The sequence below is a fragment of the Actinomadura atramentaria DSM 43919 genome, assembly GCF_000381885.1.
GTDB lineage: Bacteria > Actinomycetota > Actinomycetes > Streptosporangiales > Streptosporangiaceae > Spirillospora > Spirillospora atramentaria.
In genome coordinates this window covers 1-13,727 of sequence record NZ_KB907210.1, presented here as the reverse complement: position 1 = coordinate 13,727, position 13,727 = coordinate 1, and the positions used below count along the sequence as shown (strand labels likewise).

Genomic DNA, 13,727 nt, shown 5'->3' with positions numbered 1-13,727 from the left:
CATCCCGGCATCCGAGCCGCCCGCGCTCTTCTCGCCGCCCGCGCCGCCCATGTCCGAGCGGCCCGTCCCGGCGTCCGCACCGCCCGAGCTACCGCCCGCGCTCCTCGCGGCGCCCACGCCGTCGCCCGCGCCGCCGCCCATGTCCGAGCCGCCCGCACCGGCGTTCGTATCGCCCGAGCTACCGCCCGTGCCGCCACTGCCCGCAGCGCCCTGCGCGCCGCTCGCGTCGCCGTCCGCGTCCGGCTCCGCGCCCAGCGCCGCGGCCAGGGCGTCGAGGCGCCGCCGCAGTTCCGCGAGTTCCGCGTCCGCGCCCGGAGACACCCGCTCCGCGAGCACCCCGACCTGGTCGCCGACCTCGCCGAGCAGGGACAGCACCCGGTCCGGGGCGGCCACCCCGGCGGACCGCGCCGCCAGCAGCGCGGCCTGGTCGCGGAGCTGCGCCGCCTGCTCGCGCAGCCGGTTCGTCTGCTCCCGGAGCTGCCGGTTCTTGGCGTGCAGCTCCACGAACACCGACACCTTCGCGCGCAGCACCCACGGGTCGAACGGCTTGGCGATGAAGTCCACCGCGCCCGCCGCGTAGCCCCGGAACGCGTAGTCGGGGTCGCTGTCCACCGCCGTCAGGAAGATGATCGGCAGATCGCGGGTCTTGCGGCGGCGCTTGATGTCCCGCGCCGTCTCGAACCCGTCCATCCCCGGCATCACGACGTCCAGCAGGATCACCGCGAACTCGCCGGTCAGCAGCGCCTTCAGCGCCTCCTCGCCGGACCGGGCGCGCACCAGGTCCTGGTCGAGGGAGCTGAGGATCGCCTCCAGCGCGATCAGGTTCTCCTCCCGGTCGTCCACCAGAAGGATCTTCGCCCGGTCGTCCACGCGTCCGCTCTCCCCGCTCGTCTCGGCCCGTCTCGCCCGTCCCCACGCCCCGCCGCGCGGCCTACCGCACCGGCCTACCGCACCTGCCTATCGCACCCGCCTACCGCACGGGGGACGGCTGCAGCCAGCGCCGCATCACGTCCAGCAGATGGTCGACGTCCACCGGCTTGGGGACGTAGTCCGACGCGCCGGACTCCATGCTCTTCTCCCGGTCGCCCTTCATCACCTTCGCCGTGATCACGATGATCGGCAGATCGGCGAACTGCGGCATGTCGCGGATCGCCGCCGTCGTGGCGTACCCGTCCAGCCCCGGCATCATCACGTCCATCAGGACCACCGACACGTCCGGGTGCTGGTGCAGCAGGTTGATGCCCGCCTGCCCGTCCTCGGCGTACAGGACGTCCATGCCGTAGCCCTCCAGCACGCTGGTCAGGGCGAACACGTTGCGGACGTCGTCGTCGACGATCAGCACCTTGCGGCCCGACAGCACCGTGTCGAGGTAGTCCGCGGGCGGCTCCGACAGCGTCCCGGTCAGCGCGGGCTCGCCGCCGCCGGGCGCCTCGGCCCGCTCCTCGCGGTCGTGGGACGCGGGCTCGGCCTCGGCCGCCGCGGGCCGCGCCGCCGTGATCCGGCCCGGCTCGGCGGGCTCCTCCTCGGCGGGCGGGACGCGCCGCCGCCCCTCCGGCTCGGCGTACCGCGCCGGGACGTACAGCGTGAACACGCTGCCGTGCCCCGGCTCGCTCTCGGCGTGGATCTCGCCGCCGAGCAGCCGCGCGATGTTCCGGCTGATCGACAGCCCGAGCCCGGTGCCGCCGTAGCGGCGGCTCGTCGTCCCGTCCGCCTGCTGGAACGCCTCGAAGATCACCTGGAGCTTGTCCGCGCTCACCCCGATCCCGGTGTCGATCACCCGGAACGCCAGGACGTCCGGGGTGTTCCACAGCGCGGGCAGCGTGAACTCGATGTCCCCGGCGCGCTCGATCCGCAGCCGGACCTCGCCCTCGGCGGTGAACTTCACCGCGTTCGACAGCAGGTTCCGCAGCACCTGCTGGAGCCGCTGCTCGTCGGTGCGCAGCTCCGCCGGGACGTCCGGCGCGACCTCCACGCCGAACCGCAGCCCCTTGTCGGTCGACAGCGGCCGGAACGTCGCGTCCACGTAGTCGACGAGCGCCGCCACCGACAGCCGCTGCGGGTGCAGCTCCATCTTCCCCGCCTCGACCTTCGCCAGGTCGAGGATGTCGTTGATCAGCTCCAGCAGGTCGGTGCCCGAGCCGTAGATCGTCCGCGCGAACTCGACCTGCTTGTCGGTGAGGTTGCCGCCCTGGTTCTCCGACAGCAGCTTGGCCAGGACGAGCAGGCTGTTCAGCGGCGTCCGCAGCTCGTGCGACATGTTCGCCAGGAACTCCGACTTGTACCGCGACGACACCGCGAGCTGCTGCGCGCGCTCCTCCAGCGTGCGGCGCGCCTGCTCGATCTGGAAGTTCTGGATCTCGATCGCGCGGTTCTGCTGGGCCAGCAGCGCCGCCTTCTCCTCCAGCTCGGTGTTGGAGTGCCGCAGCTCGCCCTGCTGCCGCTGCAGCTCGTCGGACCGTTCCTGCAGCTCCTGGGCGAGGCGCTGCGACTCCGACAGCAGCGCCTCGGTGCGGGTGTTGGCGCTGATCGCGTTGAGGGTGACGCCGATCGTCTCGATGAGCTGCCGGAAGAACGCCAGATGGACGTCGCTGAACTGGCTGAACGACGCCAGCTCGATCGCGCCGAGCACCTTCTCCTCGAACACGATCGGCAGCACGATGATGTTCACCGGCGCGGACTCTCCGAGCCCCGACCGGATCTTGACGTGGTCGCCGGGCGCGTCGGAGATGATGATCGTCCGCCGTTCCTCCGCGGCCTGCCCGACCAGCCCCTCGCCGAGCCCGAACGACACCTTCCCGGCCAGGTCGCGCTTGACGCCGTACCCGGCGAGCAGCACCAGCTCGGTCTCGTCGCCGGTCTCCTCGGCCAGGTAGAACGCGCCGAACTGCGCGCTCGCCGTCGGCGTCAGCTCCCGCATGATCAGCTCCGCGACCTGCTCGAGGTCCCGGTGGCCCTGCATCAGGCCGCCGATCCGCGCCAGGTTCGACTTGAGCCAGTCCTGCTCCTCGTTGGCGCGCGTGCTCTCCCGCAGCGTCGTCACCATGAGGTTGACGTTGTCCTTCAGCTCCGCGACCTCGCCGCGCGCCGCGACCTCGATGGTGCGGGTCAGGTCGCCGCTGGCGACGGCGCGGGCGACCTCGCCGATCGCGCGGACCTGCGTCGTCAGGTTGGAGGCCAGCTCGTTGACGCTCTCGGTGAGGCGCTTCCACGTCCCCGACACGCCCTCGACCTCGGCCTGCCCGCCCAGCCGCCCCTCGCTGCCGACCTCCTTGGCGACGCGCGTCACCTCGGACGCGAACGACGACAGCGTGTCCACCATCGTGTTCAGCGTGGTCTTCAGCTCCAGGATCTCGCCCTGGGCGTTGACGTCGATGCGCCGGGTCAGATCGCCGTGCGCGACGGCCGTCGCGACCTGCGCGATGTTGCGGACCTGGTACGTCAGGTTCGACGCCATCCCGTTGACGTTGTCGGTGAGGTCCTTCCACATGCCGCCCGCGCCGGGCACGATCGCCTGCCCGCCGAGCTGTCCCTCGGTGCCGACCTCGCGGGCGACGCGGGTGACCTCGTCGGCGAAGGCCGACAAGGTGTCGACCATCGTGTTGATGGTGTCCTTGAGCTGCAGGATCTCGCCCTGGGCGTCCACCGAGATCTTCTTGCCCAGGTCGCCCTGCGCGACGGCCGTCGTCACCTGCGCGATGCCGCGCACCTGCGTGGTCAGGTTGTTGGCCATCGAGTTCACGTTGTCGGTGAGGTCCTTCCAGACCCCGCTGACGCCGCCGACGCGCGCCTGCCCGCCCAGCCGCCCCTCGGTGCCGACCTCCCGCGCGACTCGGGTGACCTCGTCGGCGAAGGCGGACAGGGTGTCGACCATCGTGTTGATGGTGTCCTTGAGCTGCAGGATCTCGCCCTGCGCGTCGACCGTGATCTTCTTGCCGAGGTCGCCCTCGGCCACCGCCGTCGTCACCTGGGCGATGTTGCGGACCTGGTAGGTCAGGTTCGACGCCATGCCGTTGACGTTGTTCGTCAGGTCCTTCCAGACGCCGCTCACGCCCGGCACCCGCGCCTGCCCGCCGAGCCGCCCCTCGGTGCCGACCTCCCGCGCCACGCGCGTGACCTCGTCCGCGAACGCCGACAGCGTGTCGACCATCTGGTTGATCGTGTTCTTGAGCTGCAGGATCTCGCCCTGCGCGTCCACGGTGATCTTCTTGCCGAGGTCGCCCTCGGCCACCGCCGTCGTCACCTGCGCGATGTTCCGCACCTGGTACGTCAGGTTGTTCGCCATCGCGTTGACGTTGTCGGTCAGGTCCTTCCAGACCCCGCTCACGCCCCGGACGTTCGCCTGCCCGCCGAGCTGGCCCTCCGTCCCCACCTCGCGCGCCACCCGCGTGACCTCGTCCGCGAACGCCGAGAGCTGGTCCACCATCGTGTTGACGGTCAGCTTCAGCTCCTGCAGCTCGCCCGTCGCCTCGACCGTCACCTTGCGGGTCAGGTCGCCGCGCGCCACCGCCGTCGTCACCTCGGCGATGTCGCGGACCTGCGCCGTCAGCCGGCTCGCCATGACGTTCACCGCCGCCGTCGCGTCCCGCCAGCGGCCCGTCATGCCCTTCGCCGACGCCTTGCCGCCCAGCCGCCCCTCGGTGCCGACCTCGCGGGAGAACTGCGTGACCTCCCAGGTGAACTGGTCCAGCAGCTCCACCATCGAGTTCACCGACCGCGCCATGCGCAGCAGCTCGCCCCGCATCGGACGGCCGTTCACCCGCAGGTCCACCCGCTGGGTCAGGTCGCCCTTGGCGACGGCCTCCACCACCCGGTGCATGCCCGTCGCCAGCTCCGTCAGCTTCCCGACGATCGCGTTGGTGTCCTCGGCCGCCGCCGCCCACTCGCCGCGCATCGGCCCCGGCCGCACCCGGCCGAGCAGCCGCCCGTCCCGGCCGATCTCCCGGCGGACGCGGCCCAGCTCCGCCGACAGGTGGCGGCCGTTCTCGCGGATCTCGTCCAGGATCGCCGCCGCCTGCGCGACCGCGCCCTCGCCGGGCACCTCGACGTCCGCGCGCAGCCTGCCGTCCCGCACCGCGACGAGCGCGCGCAGCAGCGGCTGGAGGTCGGCGTCGCTGTACCGCGGCGTCGTGTCCTTCGGCGACGCGCCCGCAGTGCGGGCGCCCTGGCCGGATCGGGACGCGGTTCGGGGCATGCTCTCCATCCTCCTCGTCCGCGATGCGGGATGCCCGGAAAGGACGGACACCTCTCCCGGGCCGCAACTTTCACTCTACGTCGCCGCGTCGGCGGAACCCGACGGTACGACGCCCGCGGCCTCGGAGGCATGGGACTTCGTAATCTTTGTGTTACGGTCTGTACGTATTGTGGCGGCGACGCCGCGGTCCCCGGCGGAGATTCCGGCGGCGGGCTCCCGCCGCTCCCCGGCCTCCCGCTGGCCGGGCGGTCGGCCAGTCTGCCACGATAGCCAGGACCGCGAGAAACCCCGCACGTGAGGAAAACGACTGGTGGATGGGCAGCCGGTGTCGGCCACCTTCCCCTCCGAGGCGACCGCCGTCGCCGACGCCCGCCGGTTCGTCCGGACGGTCCTGGCCGACTGGGACCTCCCCGACGCCGTCGACGACGCGGTCCTGGCCACCAGCGAGCTGGCCACCAACGCCGTCACCTACGCGGGCACCTCGTTCGAGGTCAACTGCGACCGCGTGGGCGACGAGGTCCGCATCGAGGTCCGCGACCTGCACCCCACCCGCGCCCCGGAGATGCCCGGCGTCAACGCCACCAGCGGGCGCGGCCTGCCGTCGATCGCCCGGCTCGCCAGCGCGTGGGGCGTCACCTACGACCGCCGCACCAAGGGCGTCTGGTTCCGGCTGCCCGCGGGCGGCGGGACGGACCTGCCCGTCCCCGAGCGCGCCCCGCGCGGCCGGGGCCGCCGCGCCCGGCCCGCCCCCGCGCCCGGCGAGACCGAGGGGGCCGCGCCCGGCACCGCGCTGAGCGCGTCCGCCGACCGGCTGCTGCGCTCGCCCGGCGTCCACGAGTCCCTGGAGAAGGCCGCCGCGGACGCCCGCGCCGCGCTCGGCGCCGACGCCGCCGCCGTCCTGCTCACCGAGCGCGACGGCGGCCTGGTCGTCGGAGCCGCCACCGGCCTGCCGCCGGACGCCCCGGTCGGCGCGCCGTCCGTCGTGGACCTCGGCCCCGCCGCGCGGTCGGGCCGCGCCTGGACGGCGGGCGGCGACGACCCGCTCGCCGCCGCGCTGGCCGCCGGGTCCGTCGCCGCCGCGCCGCTGGAGGCCCAGGGCCGCCTCACCGGCTTCGTCGTCGCCACCGCCGCCGACCCCGACCGCTTCTCCGAGGGCGACGGCGCCCGCCTCGAACGCCTCGCGGGCGAACTCGCGATCTCCCTGGAGAAGGCCCGGATCGGCGAGCTGGAACGATCCTGGCGCGGCTGGCTCAGCTTCGTCGCCGAGGCCAGCGACCTGCTCGCCGGCACCCTCGACCAGGAGCGCACGATGGCCCTGGTCGCCCAGCTCGTCGTCCCCCGGCTGGCGACGTGGTGCGCCATCTACACCTCCGGCGACGGCGACCCCGGCCGCCTCGCCTACGTCTGGCACGCCGACGAGAACCGCGTCGACCCGCTGCGCGCGCTGCTCGGCGGCCTCGGCGCGGTCCCCGCCGTGGAGACGCCCGCCCCCTGGCACGCCCTGGCCGACGCCCCGCGCGAGGCCCGCGCCGCCGCGGGCGGCCTCGCCGACGACGTCGCCCACGCCTTCCCGCTCATCGCGCGCGGCCGCCGCATCGGCTCCCTGGTCATCGGCCGCCCGGCGGGCGACCGCTTCCCGCGCAGCGCCGTCGAGCTGGCCGAGGAGCTGAGCCGCCGCGCCGCCCTCGCCGTCGACAACGCCCGCCTGTACGCCGAGCAGACCACGATGAGCACCGCGCTGCAGCGCAGCCTGCTCCCGCCCGGCATCCCCGACATCCCCGGCCTCGAAGTGGCCGTCGTCTACGAGCCCGCGGGGGAGGGCCACCAGGTCGGCGGCGACTTCTACGACGTCTTCGCCGCCGGGGACCACACCGCCCCGCCGACCGCGCCGCGCTGGCGGTTCGCCATCGGGGACGTCTGCGGCACCGGCCCGGAGGCCGCCGCCGTCACCGGCCTCGCCCGGCACGCGCTGCGCATCCTCGCCGCCGAGGACATGAGCGTCCCCGACGTCCTCACCCGCCTCAACCGGCTGATCCTCGGCGAGGGCGAGCGCGCCCGCCTGCTGACCCTGCTGCACGGCGAGATCACGCCCCGGCCCCGCCGCGACGGAGTCAGCATCACGCTGACCAGCGCCGGGCACCCGCCGCCGCTCGTCCTGGACCCCGACGGCTCCGTCCGCGACGCCGCGGGCCCGCAGCCGCTGCTCGGCGTCTTCGACGGCGTCGACTTCGGCACCGACACCGTCGAGCTGCGCAGCGGGCAGGTCCTGCTCTGCGTCACCGACGGCGTCACCGAGCGCCGCTCCGGCGGCCGCCTGCTGGGCGACGGGCAGGGTCTGGAACGCCTGCTGGCGGGCTGCGCGGGCCTCAGCGCGGGCGCCGTCGCCGCCCGCATCCAGCGCGCCGTCCGCGACTTCGGACCCGAGCCCTCGAACGACGACGTTGCCCTGATCGTTCTCCGGGCGTCATGATGAAGCCCGACAATCGGTAAGGTGTGGTGACGTGGGGCTGGCGTTGCAGACGACACGGCAGGACGGCCGCGCGACGATCGCCGCGCGCGGCTCCATCGACCTGCACTCCTCCGACGAGCTGCGCGGCCGGCTGACCGAGCTGGTCGACGCGGGGGAGCGCGACGTGGTCGTCGACCTCACGGCCGTGGACTTCTGCGACTCCTCCGGGTTGAACGTGCTCGTCCGCGCGTACAAGCACGCGCGGGCGCAGAACGCGACCCTCACCGTCACCGGCGCCTACGGGCGGGTCGAGAACGTCCTGCGCACCACGGGCCTCGACCGCTTCCTCATCCCCGAGGACGCGCCGGACGACGCCGGGACCTGAACGCGACGGCGAGCTGAGGCTGAGTGACCGACCCGATGACCGAGACGACGCTGCGCGCGGCGCCGCAGACCGAGGCCGTCGAGTACGCCCGGCGCCTCGCCGCCCGCACCATGCGCACCTGGTCGCTGCTGGAACGCGAGGAGCTCGTCACGGCGATCGTCGCCGAACTCGTCGCCAACGCCGTCCGCCACGCCGGGACGGCGCTGGAGCTGCGGCTGCTGCGCGGGGCGGACCGGGTCCGCGTCGAGGTCCGCGACCGCGCCCCGCAGATGCCGCGGATGACCGTCCCCGGGCCGCTGGACGAGTCCCACCGCGGCCTGTTCATCGTCGACCGCTTCGCCAGCCGGTGGGGCGCGGAGGCCGTGACGGGCGGCAAGGTCGTCTGGGCCGAGGTGGCCGTGTAGCGCGCCCCGGGACCGTGCGGCCCCGGGGCGGCTCTGATCAGCTCTTGCGGTACAGCTCCGCGACCATGAACGCCAGGTCCAGCGACTGGCTCCGGTTCAGCCGCGGGTCGCACGCCGTCTCGTACCGCTGGTGCAGGTCGCCCTCGACGATCGGGTGCCCGCCGCCGACGCACTCGGTCACGTCGTCGCCGGTGAACTCGATGTGGATGCCGCCCGGGTGCGTCCCGAGCGCCCGGTGGACCTCGAAGAACCCGGCGACCTCGTCCAGCACGTCGTCCACGCGCCGCGTCTTGTGCCCGCTCGGCGCCTCGAAGGTGTTGCCGTGCATCGGGTCGCAGACCCACGCGACCGGCGCGCCGCTCTGCCGGACCTTCTCGATCAGCGGCGGCAGCGCCTCGCGGATGCGGCCCGCGCCCATCCGTGTCACGAACGTCAGCCGGCCCGGCTCGGCGTCGGGGTTCAGCCGCTCGATCAGCGCGAGCGCGTCGTCCGGCGTCGTCGTCGGGCCGAGCTTCACGCCGATGGGGTTGCGGATGTGCCGCAGGAACTCCACGTGCGCGCCGTCGAGCTGGCGGGTCCGCTCGCCGATCCACAGGAAGTGCGCGGACACGTCGTAGGGGAGCCCGCTGAGGTGGTCCACCCGCGTCAGCGCGCGCTCGTACTCCAGCAGCAGCGCCTCGTGGCTGGAGTAGAACTCCACGCCCTGGAACTCGTCGGGGTCCGCGCCGCACGCCTTCATGAACGTCAGAGCCCGGTCGATCTCCCCGGCCAGCCGCTCGTACCGCCGCCCCGCCGGGCTCTGCGCCACGAAGTCCTGGTTCCACCGGTCGACCTGCCGCAGGTCCGCGTAGCCGCCCTTGGTGAACGCCCGGCACAGGTTCAGCGTCACCGCCGAGCAGTGGTACGCCTGCAGCAGCCGGCGTGGATCGTTCCGCCGCGACTCCGCCGTGAACTCCAGGCCGTTGACCATGTCGCCGCGGTACGCGGGCAGCTCCACGCCGTCGACGGTCTCCGTCGGCCGCGACCGCGGCTTGGCGAACTGCCCCGCCATCCGGCCGATCTTCACGACCGGAACGCTCGCCGCGTACGTGAGCACCACCGCCATCTGCAGCAGCGTCTTCAGCTTGTTCTTCACCGCGTCCGCGTTCGACCCCGCGAACGTCTCCGCGCAGTCGCCGCCCTGCAGGACGAACGCCTCGCCCCGCGCCACCTGCGCGAGGCGGTCCCGGAGCTGGTCGCACTCGCCCGCGAACACCAGCGGCGGAAGCTGCGACAACTCCCCGACGACGGCCCGCACCTCGGCGGGGTCCCAATCGGGCTGCTGGAGTGCGGGGAGGTCGCGCCACGCCTCGGGGACTCCCGCGGAGCTAGATGTACTCACGGTCCACAAGGCTATGACACGCCGAAGGACGCCGAAACGGCCGAAGGCGGCCGAGCGGCCCCCGCCGCCCGACCGCCTCCGGTCTCCGCGCTCACGCCGCCCGGCCGGGCGCCGCCACCGCCAGCTCCCGCGGCTCCCCGCCGACCCGCACCGGCAGCGCCGCCCGGCCCGCCAGGTCGGACTCCGCGGCGAGCTGCCGCAGCCGCCGCAGCGACCGGTCGGTGATCTGCCGGACGCGGTTGTGGCTCAGCCCGTACCGCGCCCCGATCTGCGCGTACGACAGCGGCTGGCCGCTCTCCATGCCGAACCGCGCGCGGACGATCGACGCCTCGCGCTCGGGCAGCCGGTCCAGCAGCCGGGACAGGCCCTCGACGTCGTCCAGCGCGAGGATCTCCGCCTCCGGGGTGACCGCCTCGGGGTCCTCCAGCAGGTCGCCCATCGGCGTCTCGCCCGCGTCGTCGACGGTCGCGTCCAGGCTCGCCGGGTCGCGCCGCCAGCGCAGCAGTTCGTCCACGTGCTCGGGCTCGGCCCCGAGCGCCGCCGCCAGCTCGTCGCGGTTCGGCTCGCGGCCCAGGTCGCGGCCGAGCTGCCGCTCCGCGCGGCGCAGCCGCGACAGCTCCTCCTCCACGTGGACCGGCAGCCGGATCGTCCGCGCGGTGTGGCTGAGCCCGCGCCCGATCGCCTGCCTGATCCACCACGTCGCGTACGTCGAGAACTTGAAGCCCCGCCGGTAGTCGAACTTCTCCACCGCGCGCATCAGCCCGAGGTTGCCCTCCTGGATGAGGTCGATGAGGGGAAGCGACTCCGTGGGGTACTTGCGGGCGATCGAGACCACGAGCCGGAGGTTGGCCTCCACGAAACGCTGCTTGGCGCGCAGGCCCGCCGCGACGAGCTCCTCCAGTTCGGCGGGGGAGACGCCGTCCGGCACGGTGCCCTCGTCCAGCAACTGTTCCGCGTACAGGCCACCCTCGATCGCCTTCGCCAGATCGACCTCCTCCTCCGCGTCGAGCAGGGGGGTGCGGCCGATCCGGTCGAGGTACGCCCCGACCAGGTCCTTGTCGGGGGCGTCGACCCTGTCCGCCTTGGTACGGGTTGCAGCCATCCTGACCCTTCTCTGGTGCGATCTCCCTAAGTGGGGAACGCCTATTACCGCTCTGGGATTCCCACGTCCGGAATACTGCGGAGTAAGGCAAGGCCCTACCCAGGTCTGATACCCCGGAAGAGGAGAAACCACATGGCGACCGTCACACTCACCGCCGGGAACTTCGACGAGACCGCGCAGGGCGGCGGGATCGTCCTGATCGACTTCTGGGCGGCCTGGTGCGGGCCCTGCCGCCGGTTCGCGCCCGTCTTCGAGAAGGCGGCCGAGACCCACACCGACATCGTGTTCGGCAAGGTCGACACCGAGGCCGAGCCCGCCCTCCAAGAACGCTTCGGCGTCGCGTCCATTCCCACGCTGATGGCCGTCCGGGACGGGGTGATCGTGTACGCCCAGCCGGGCGCGCTCCCCGAGGCGGCGCTGGAGAAGATCATCCAGGCGGTGCGGGACCTCGACATGGACGAGGTCCGCAGCCGCATGTCCTGACCGCGCCGCCCGGTCCCCGAAGATGGACCCATGCTGGCCGACATCGTCGACGCGCTCCGCTGCCCCGTCTGCGCGGAGCCGCTCGCCCCGCGCGACCGCGCCCTGGCGTGCGCCGCCGGGCACGCCTTCGACGTCGCCCGGCAGGGCTACGCGAACCTGCTCCCCGGCGGCGCCCGGCCGGGGACCGCCGACACCCCGGAGATGGTCCGCGCCCGGGACGCGTTCCTCGGCGCGGGCCACTTCGCGCCGCTGACCGGCGCGCTCGCCGCGAGCGTCGGCGACGCGGCGCGCGTCCTGGACGCGGGCGCGGGGACCGGCCACCACCTCGCCGCCGTCCTCGCGGCGGGCCGGGCTCGCGCGGGGATCGCGCTGGACCTGTCCAAGCACGCCGCGCGGCGCGCCGCCCGCGCCCATCCGCGGATCGGCGCGATCGTCGCGGACCTGTGGCGGGACCTCCCGGTGCGGGACGCGGCCGTGGACGCGGTGATCAACGTGTTCGCGCCCCGCAACGCCGCCGAGTACCGCCGCGTCCTCGCGCCCGGCGGCGCGCTGCACACCGTGACGCCGTCCGCCCGGCACCTCGGGCCGCTCATCCCGGAACTCGGGTTGCTGACGGTCGACGAGCGCAAGGAGGAACGCACCGACGAAACCCTCGGCGGGCACTTCCTCCTCGCGTCCCGCACGCCCGTCGAGACGACGGCCGACCTCGCGCGCGACGAGATCGCCGCGCTCGTCGGCATGGGGCCGAGCGCCCGGCACGTCCCCGCCGGCGAACTCGCCCGCCGGATCGCCCGGCTACCCGACCCGTTCCCGGTGCCGCTGTCGTTCGTGCTGTCGGTCTACCGGCTGCGCTGACAGCTCCAGCAGCACCTGGGGGACGTCGCCCGGCGCGCCGACCGGCGGCACGTCGACCACCTCGTACAGGAACGAGACCCCCACGCCCCGGAGCGTCGCCGCGAGCAGGACCGACTGCAGCGCCCGCCCCGCGCGCATCCACGCGCCGGGGGAGTCGCCCTCGGTCGTCAGCACGGCCCGCCGGCCGCCGCCCGGCAGGACGTGCATCGTCGTCCCCTCCAGCCGCGCGAACTCCGCGAGCTCCCCGACGAGCCGGGCGTCCGGCGCGGCGTCCCGGCCCGCGACCGCGCCGCGCGCCGGGGCCGGACGCATCGTCGCCGCGTACAGCAGCCGCTCCTCCCGGGTGACGCGGCGCCGGCGCGTGAGCCGCGCCGACGCGAGCAGCGTCGGCCGGTCGGCGTCCGGACGCTGGCGGATCACGGCCTCGCGACCGAGCTGCGCGGCGGCCAGCCGCAGGTTCACCAGGACGGTGCCGCAGCTCAGATGCAGGCCCCGGCCGGACGGGTCGTCCATCGCGCGGAACCTGGCCGGGTCGGCGTGGACCTCGACGCGGCCGTCCGCGGCGGTGAGGCGCCAGGCGGGGACGCGGTGGATCGTCGGCCCCATCGTCCCGGCGATGACCAGGCGTTCCGTCGAACCGCGGAGCACGGGTGCGCGCACGGCGTTCCTCCCTGACCCGAGCCCGCCGCGCCTCGGGGGAGCGCGACCGGCGACCGGGTGTCCCACCAGGCGAAACGACGCTCTTCTGCCTCGTGCGACACGACTGTGCGAACCGTACCGCAATGTGAGCTGACGCACCCGGTGTCCAGTCACCGGAACAAACGCCCTGCACAGCGGCGTTACCCCTGACGTCACAGCGGAAGCCGTCCGCCGCCGAACGCCCCGGCCCCACCGGCCGGGCGTCCGAAGCACCGCGCGGACGGTGTTAAAGTTATGGACACAGCCCAGCACGGGATGCGGAACGCCGGTCGGCGGTCGGCCCGAGGGACTCCACTTCGATCATGGTTCGCGAGTTCGGCTTGCGTGCGGTCGGGTGGGTGGGCTGGCTTCTCGGTCAAGGCGATGCGGCGGAAAATTTCTTCCGGTGGGTCGGTTTGACAGGGGGTAAGTCCTGGGTAAGCTTGAAGGGTTGCCCCGGAGCGAGAGCCACGCGAGTGGCTGGAGCGCGGTGGGTGTCCGTTTCTTGAGAACTCAACAGCGTGTTAAAAGCCAGTGCCTTTATCGGCCGGGTGACCTTTCGGTTTGCTCGGCCGCCCCGTAGCCGGTCCCCTTGGTGGGATCGGCGGGGATTTCTTTGAGGCAAGCGGACCCGTTTGCGGGTTCGCATTGCTGGGATTTCGATCCTTTTAAGGTTTGGCGTGCTGGGGGTTCGCCCCTCTGGTGCGTCGTTGGGCCTTGATGGAGAGTTTGATCCTGGCTCAGGACGAACGCTGGCGGCGTGCTTAACACATGCAAGTCGAGCGGAAAGGCCCCTTCG

General features: G+C 73.4%; 9 protein-coding genes, 1 rRNA gene and 1 pseudogene. 6 read left to right on the top strand and 5 right to left on the bottom strand.

Annotated features, from left to right (window positions below; translation table 11 throughout):
• Positions 1–435: 435 nt before the first annotated feature.
• Together G339_RS38630 and G339_RS0107390 are read right to left on the bottom strand one after the other, a co-directional pair.
• Positions 436–870: pseudogene (locus G339_RS38630) on the bottom strand (response regulator); the annotation flags it as partial.
• Between the two features lie 100 nt (positions 871–970).
• A complete protein-coding gene (locus G339_RS0107390) occupies positions 971–5,191 on the bottom strand; it encodes a HAMP domain-containing protein (RefSeq protein WP_157407422.1) in 4,221 nt (1,406 codons plus the stop codon).
• Between the two features lie 310 nt (positions 5,192–5,501).
• Between G339_RS0107390 and G339_RS0107385 the strand changes: the two genes are divergently transcribed.
• From G339_RS0107385 to G339_RS0107375, 3 genes are read left to right on the top strand one after another with little or no spacing between them, the layout of a single operon-like run.
• On the top strand, positions 5,502–7,661 hold the full coding sequence (locus tag G339_RS0107385; RefSeq protein WP_157407421.1) for a SpoIIE family protein phosphatase: 2,160 nt from the start codon (positions 5,502–5,504) through the stop codon (positions 7,659–7,661).
• A gap of 31 nt (positions 7,662–7,692) precedes the next feature.
• Complete coding sequence (locus G339_RS0107380; RefSeq protein WP_019630433.1) at positions 7,693–8,025, top strand: STAS domain-containing protein; 333 nt, start codon at positions 7,693–7,695, stop codon at positions 8,023–8,025.
• Between the two features lie 23 nt (positions 8,026–8,048).
• Positions 8,049–8,429 (top strand): ATP-binding protein, encoded by a 381-nt coding sequence (locus tag G339_RS0107375; protein ID WP_019630432.1) that lies wholly within the window; start codon positions 8,049–8,051, stop codon positions 8,427–8,429.
• Between the two features lie 37 nt (positions 8,430–8,466).
• Here the strand turns inward: G339_RS0107375 and G339_RS0107370 are convergent, their stop codons facing one another.
• Complete coding sequence (locus tag G339_RS0107370) at positions 8,467–9,810, bottom strand: class II 3-deoxy-7-phosphoheptulonate synthase (protein WP_026341237.1); 1,344 nt, start codon at positions 9,808–9,810, stop codon at positions 8,467–8,469.
• A 91-nt stretch (positions 9,811–9,901) separates the two neighbouring features.
• Complete coding sequence (locus G339_RS0107365) at positions 9,902–10,912, bottom strand: sigma-70 family RNA polymerase sigma factor (protein ID WP_019630430.1); 1,011 nt, start codon at positions 10,910–10,912, stop codon at positions 9,902–9,904.
• A gap of 132 nt (positions 10,913–11,044) precedes the next feature.
• Here G339_RS0107365 and trxA point away from each other — a divergent pair, with 132 nt between their 5' ends.
• Positions 11,045–11,395, top strand: a complete 351-nt coding sequence (trxA, locus tag G339_RS0107360; RefSeq protein ID WP_019630429.1) for a thioredoxin — start codon at positions 11,045–11,047, stop codon at positions 11,393–11,395.
• 30 nt (positions 11,396–11,425) lie between these two features.
• The gene (locus tag G339_RS0107355; protein WP_019630428.1) at positions 11,426–12,250 is read left to right on the top strand and encodes a putative RNA methyltransferase; all 825 of its coding nucleotides are present in this window, start codon (positions 11,426–11,428) and stop codon (positions 12,248–12,250) included.
• Here G339_RS0107355 and G339_RS0107350 read toward each other — a convergent pair.
• Positions 12,191–12,910 (bottom strand): hypothetical protein, encoded by a 720-nt coding sequence (locus tag G339_RS0107350; RefSeq protein WP_019630427.1) that lies wholly within the window; start codon positions 12,908–12,910, stop codon positions 12,191–12,193. The genes G339_RS0107355 and G339_RS0107350 overlap by 60 nt on opposite strands.
• Positions 12,911–13,645: 735 nt before the next feature.
• Between G339_RS0107350 and G339_RS0107345 the strand changes: the two genes are divergently transcribed.
• Positions 13,646–13,727 (top strand): 16S ribosomal RNA (locus G339_RS0107345); the annotation flags it as partial.

Coding starts and splice junctions, on each gene's coding strand:
- G339_RS0107390 (WP_157407422.1), bottom strand. CDS start 5,191: ATGCCCCGAACCGCGTCCCGATCCGGCCAGGGCGCCCGCACTGCGGGC.
- G339_RS0107365 (WP_019630430.1), bottom strand. CDS start 10,912: ATGGCTGCAACCCGTACCAAGGCGGACAGGGTCGACGCCCCCGACAAG.
- trxA (WP_019630429.1), top strand. CDS start 11,045: ATGGCGACCGTCACACTCACCGCCGGGAACTTCGACGAGACCGCGCAG.
- G339_RS0107355 (WP_019630428.1), top strand. CDS start 11,426: ATGCTGGCCGACATCGTCGACGCGCTCCGCTGCCCCGTCTGCGCGGAG.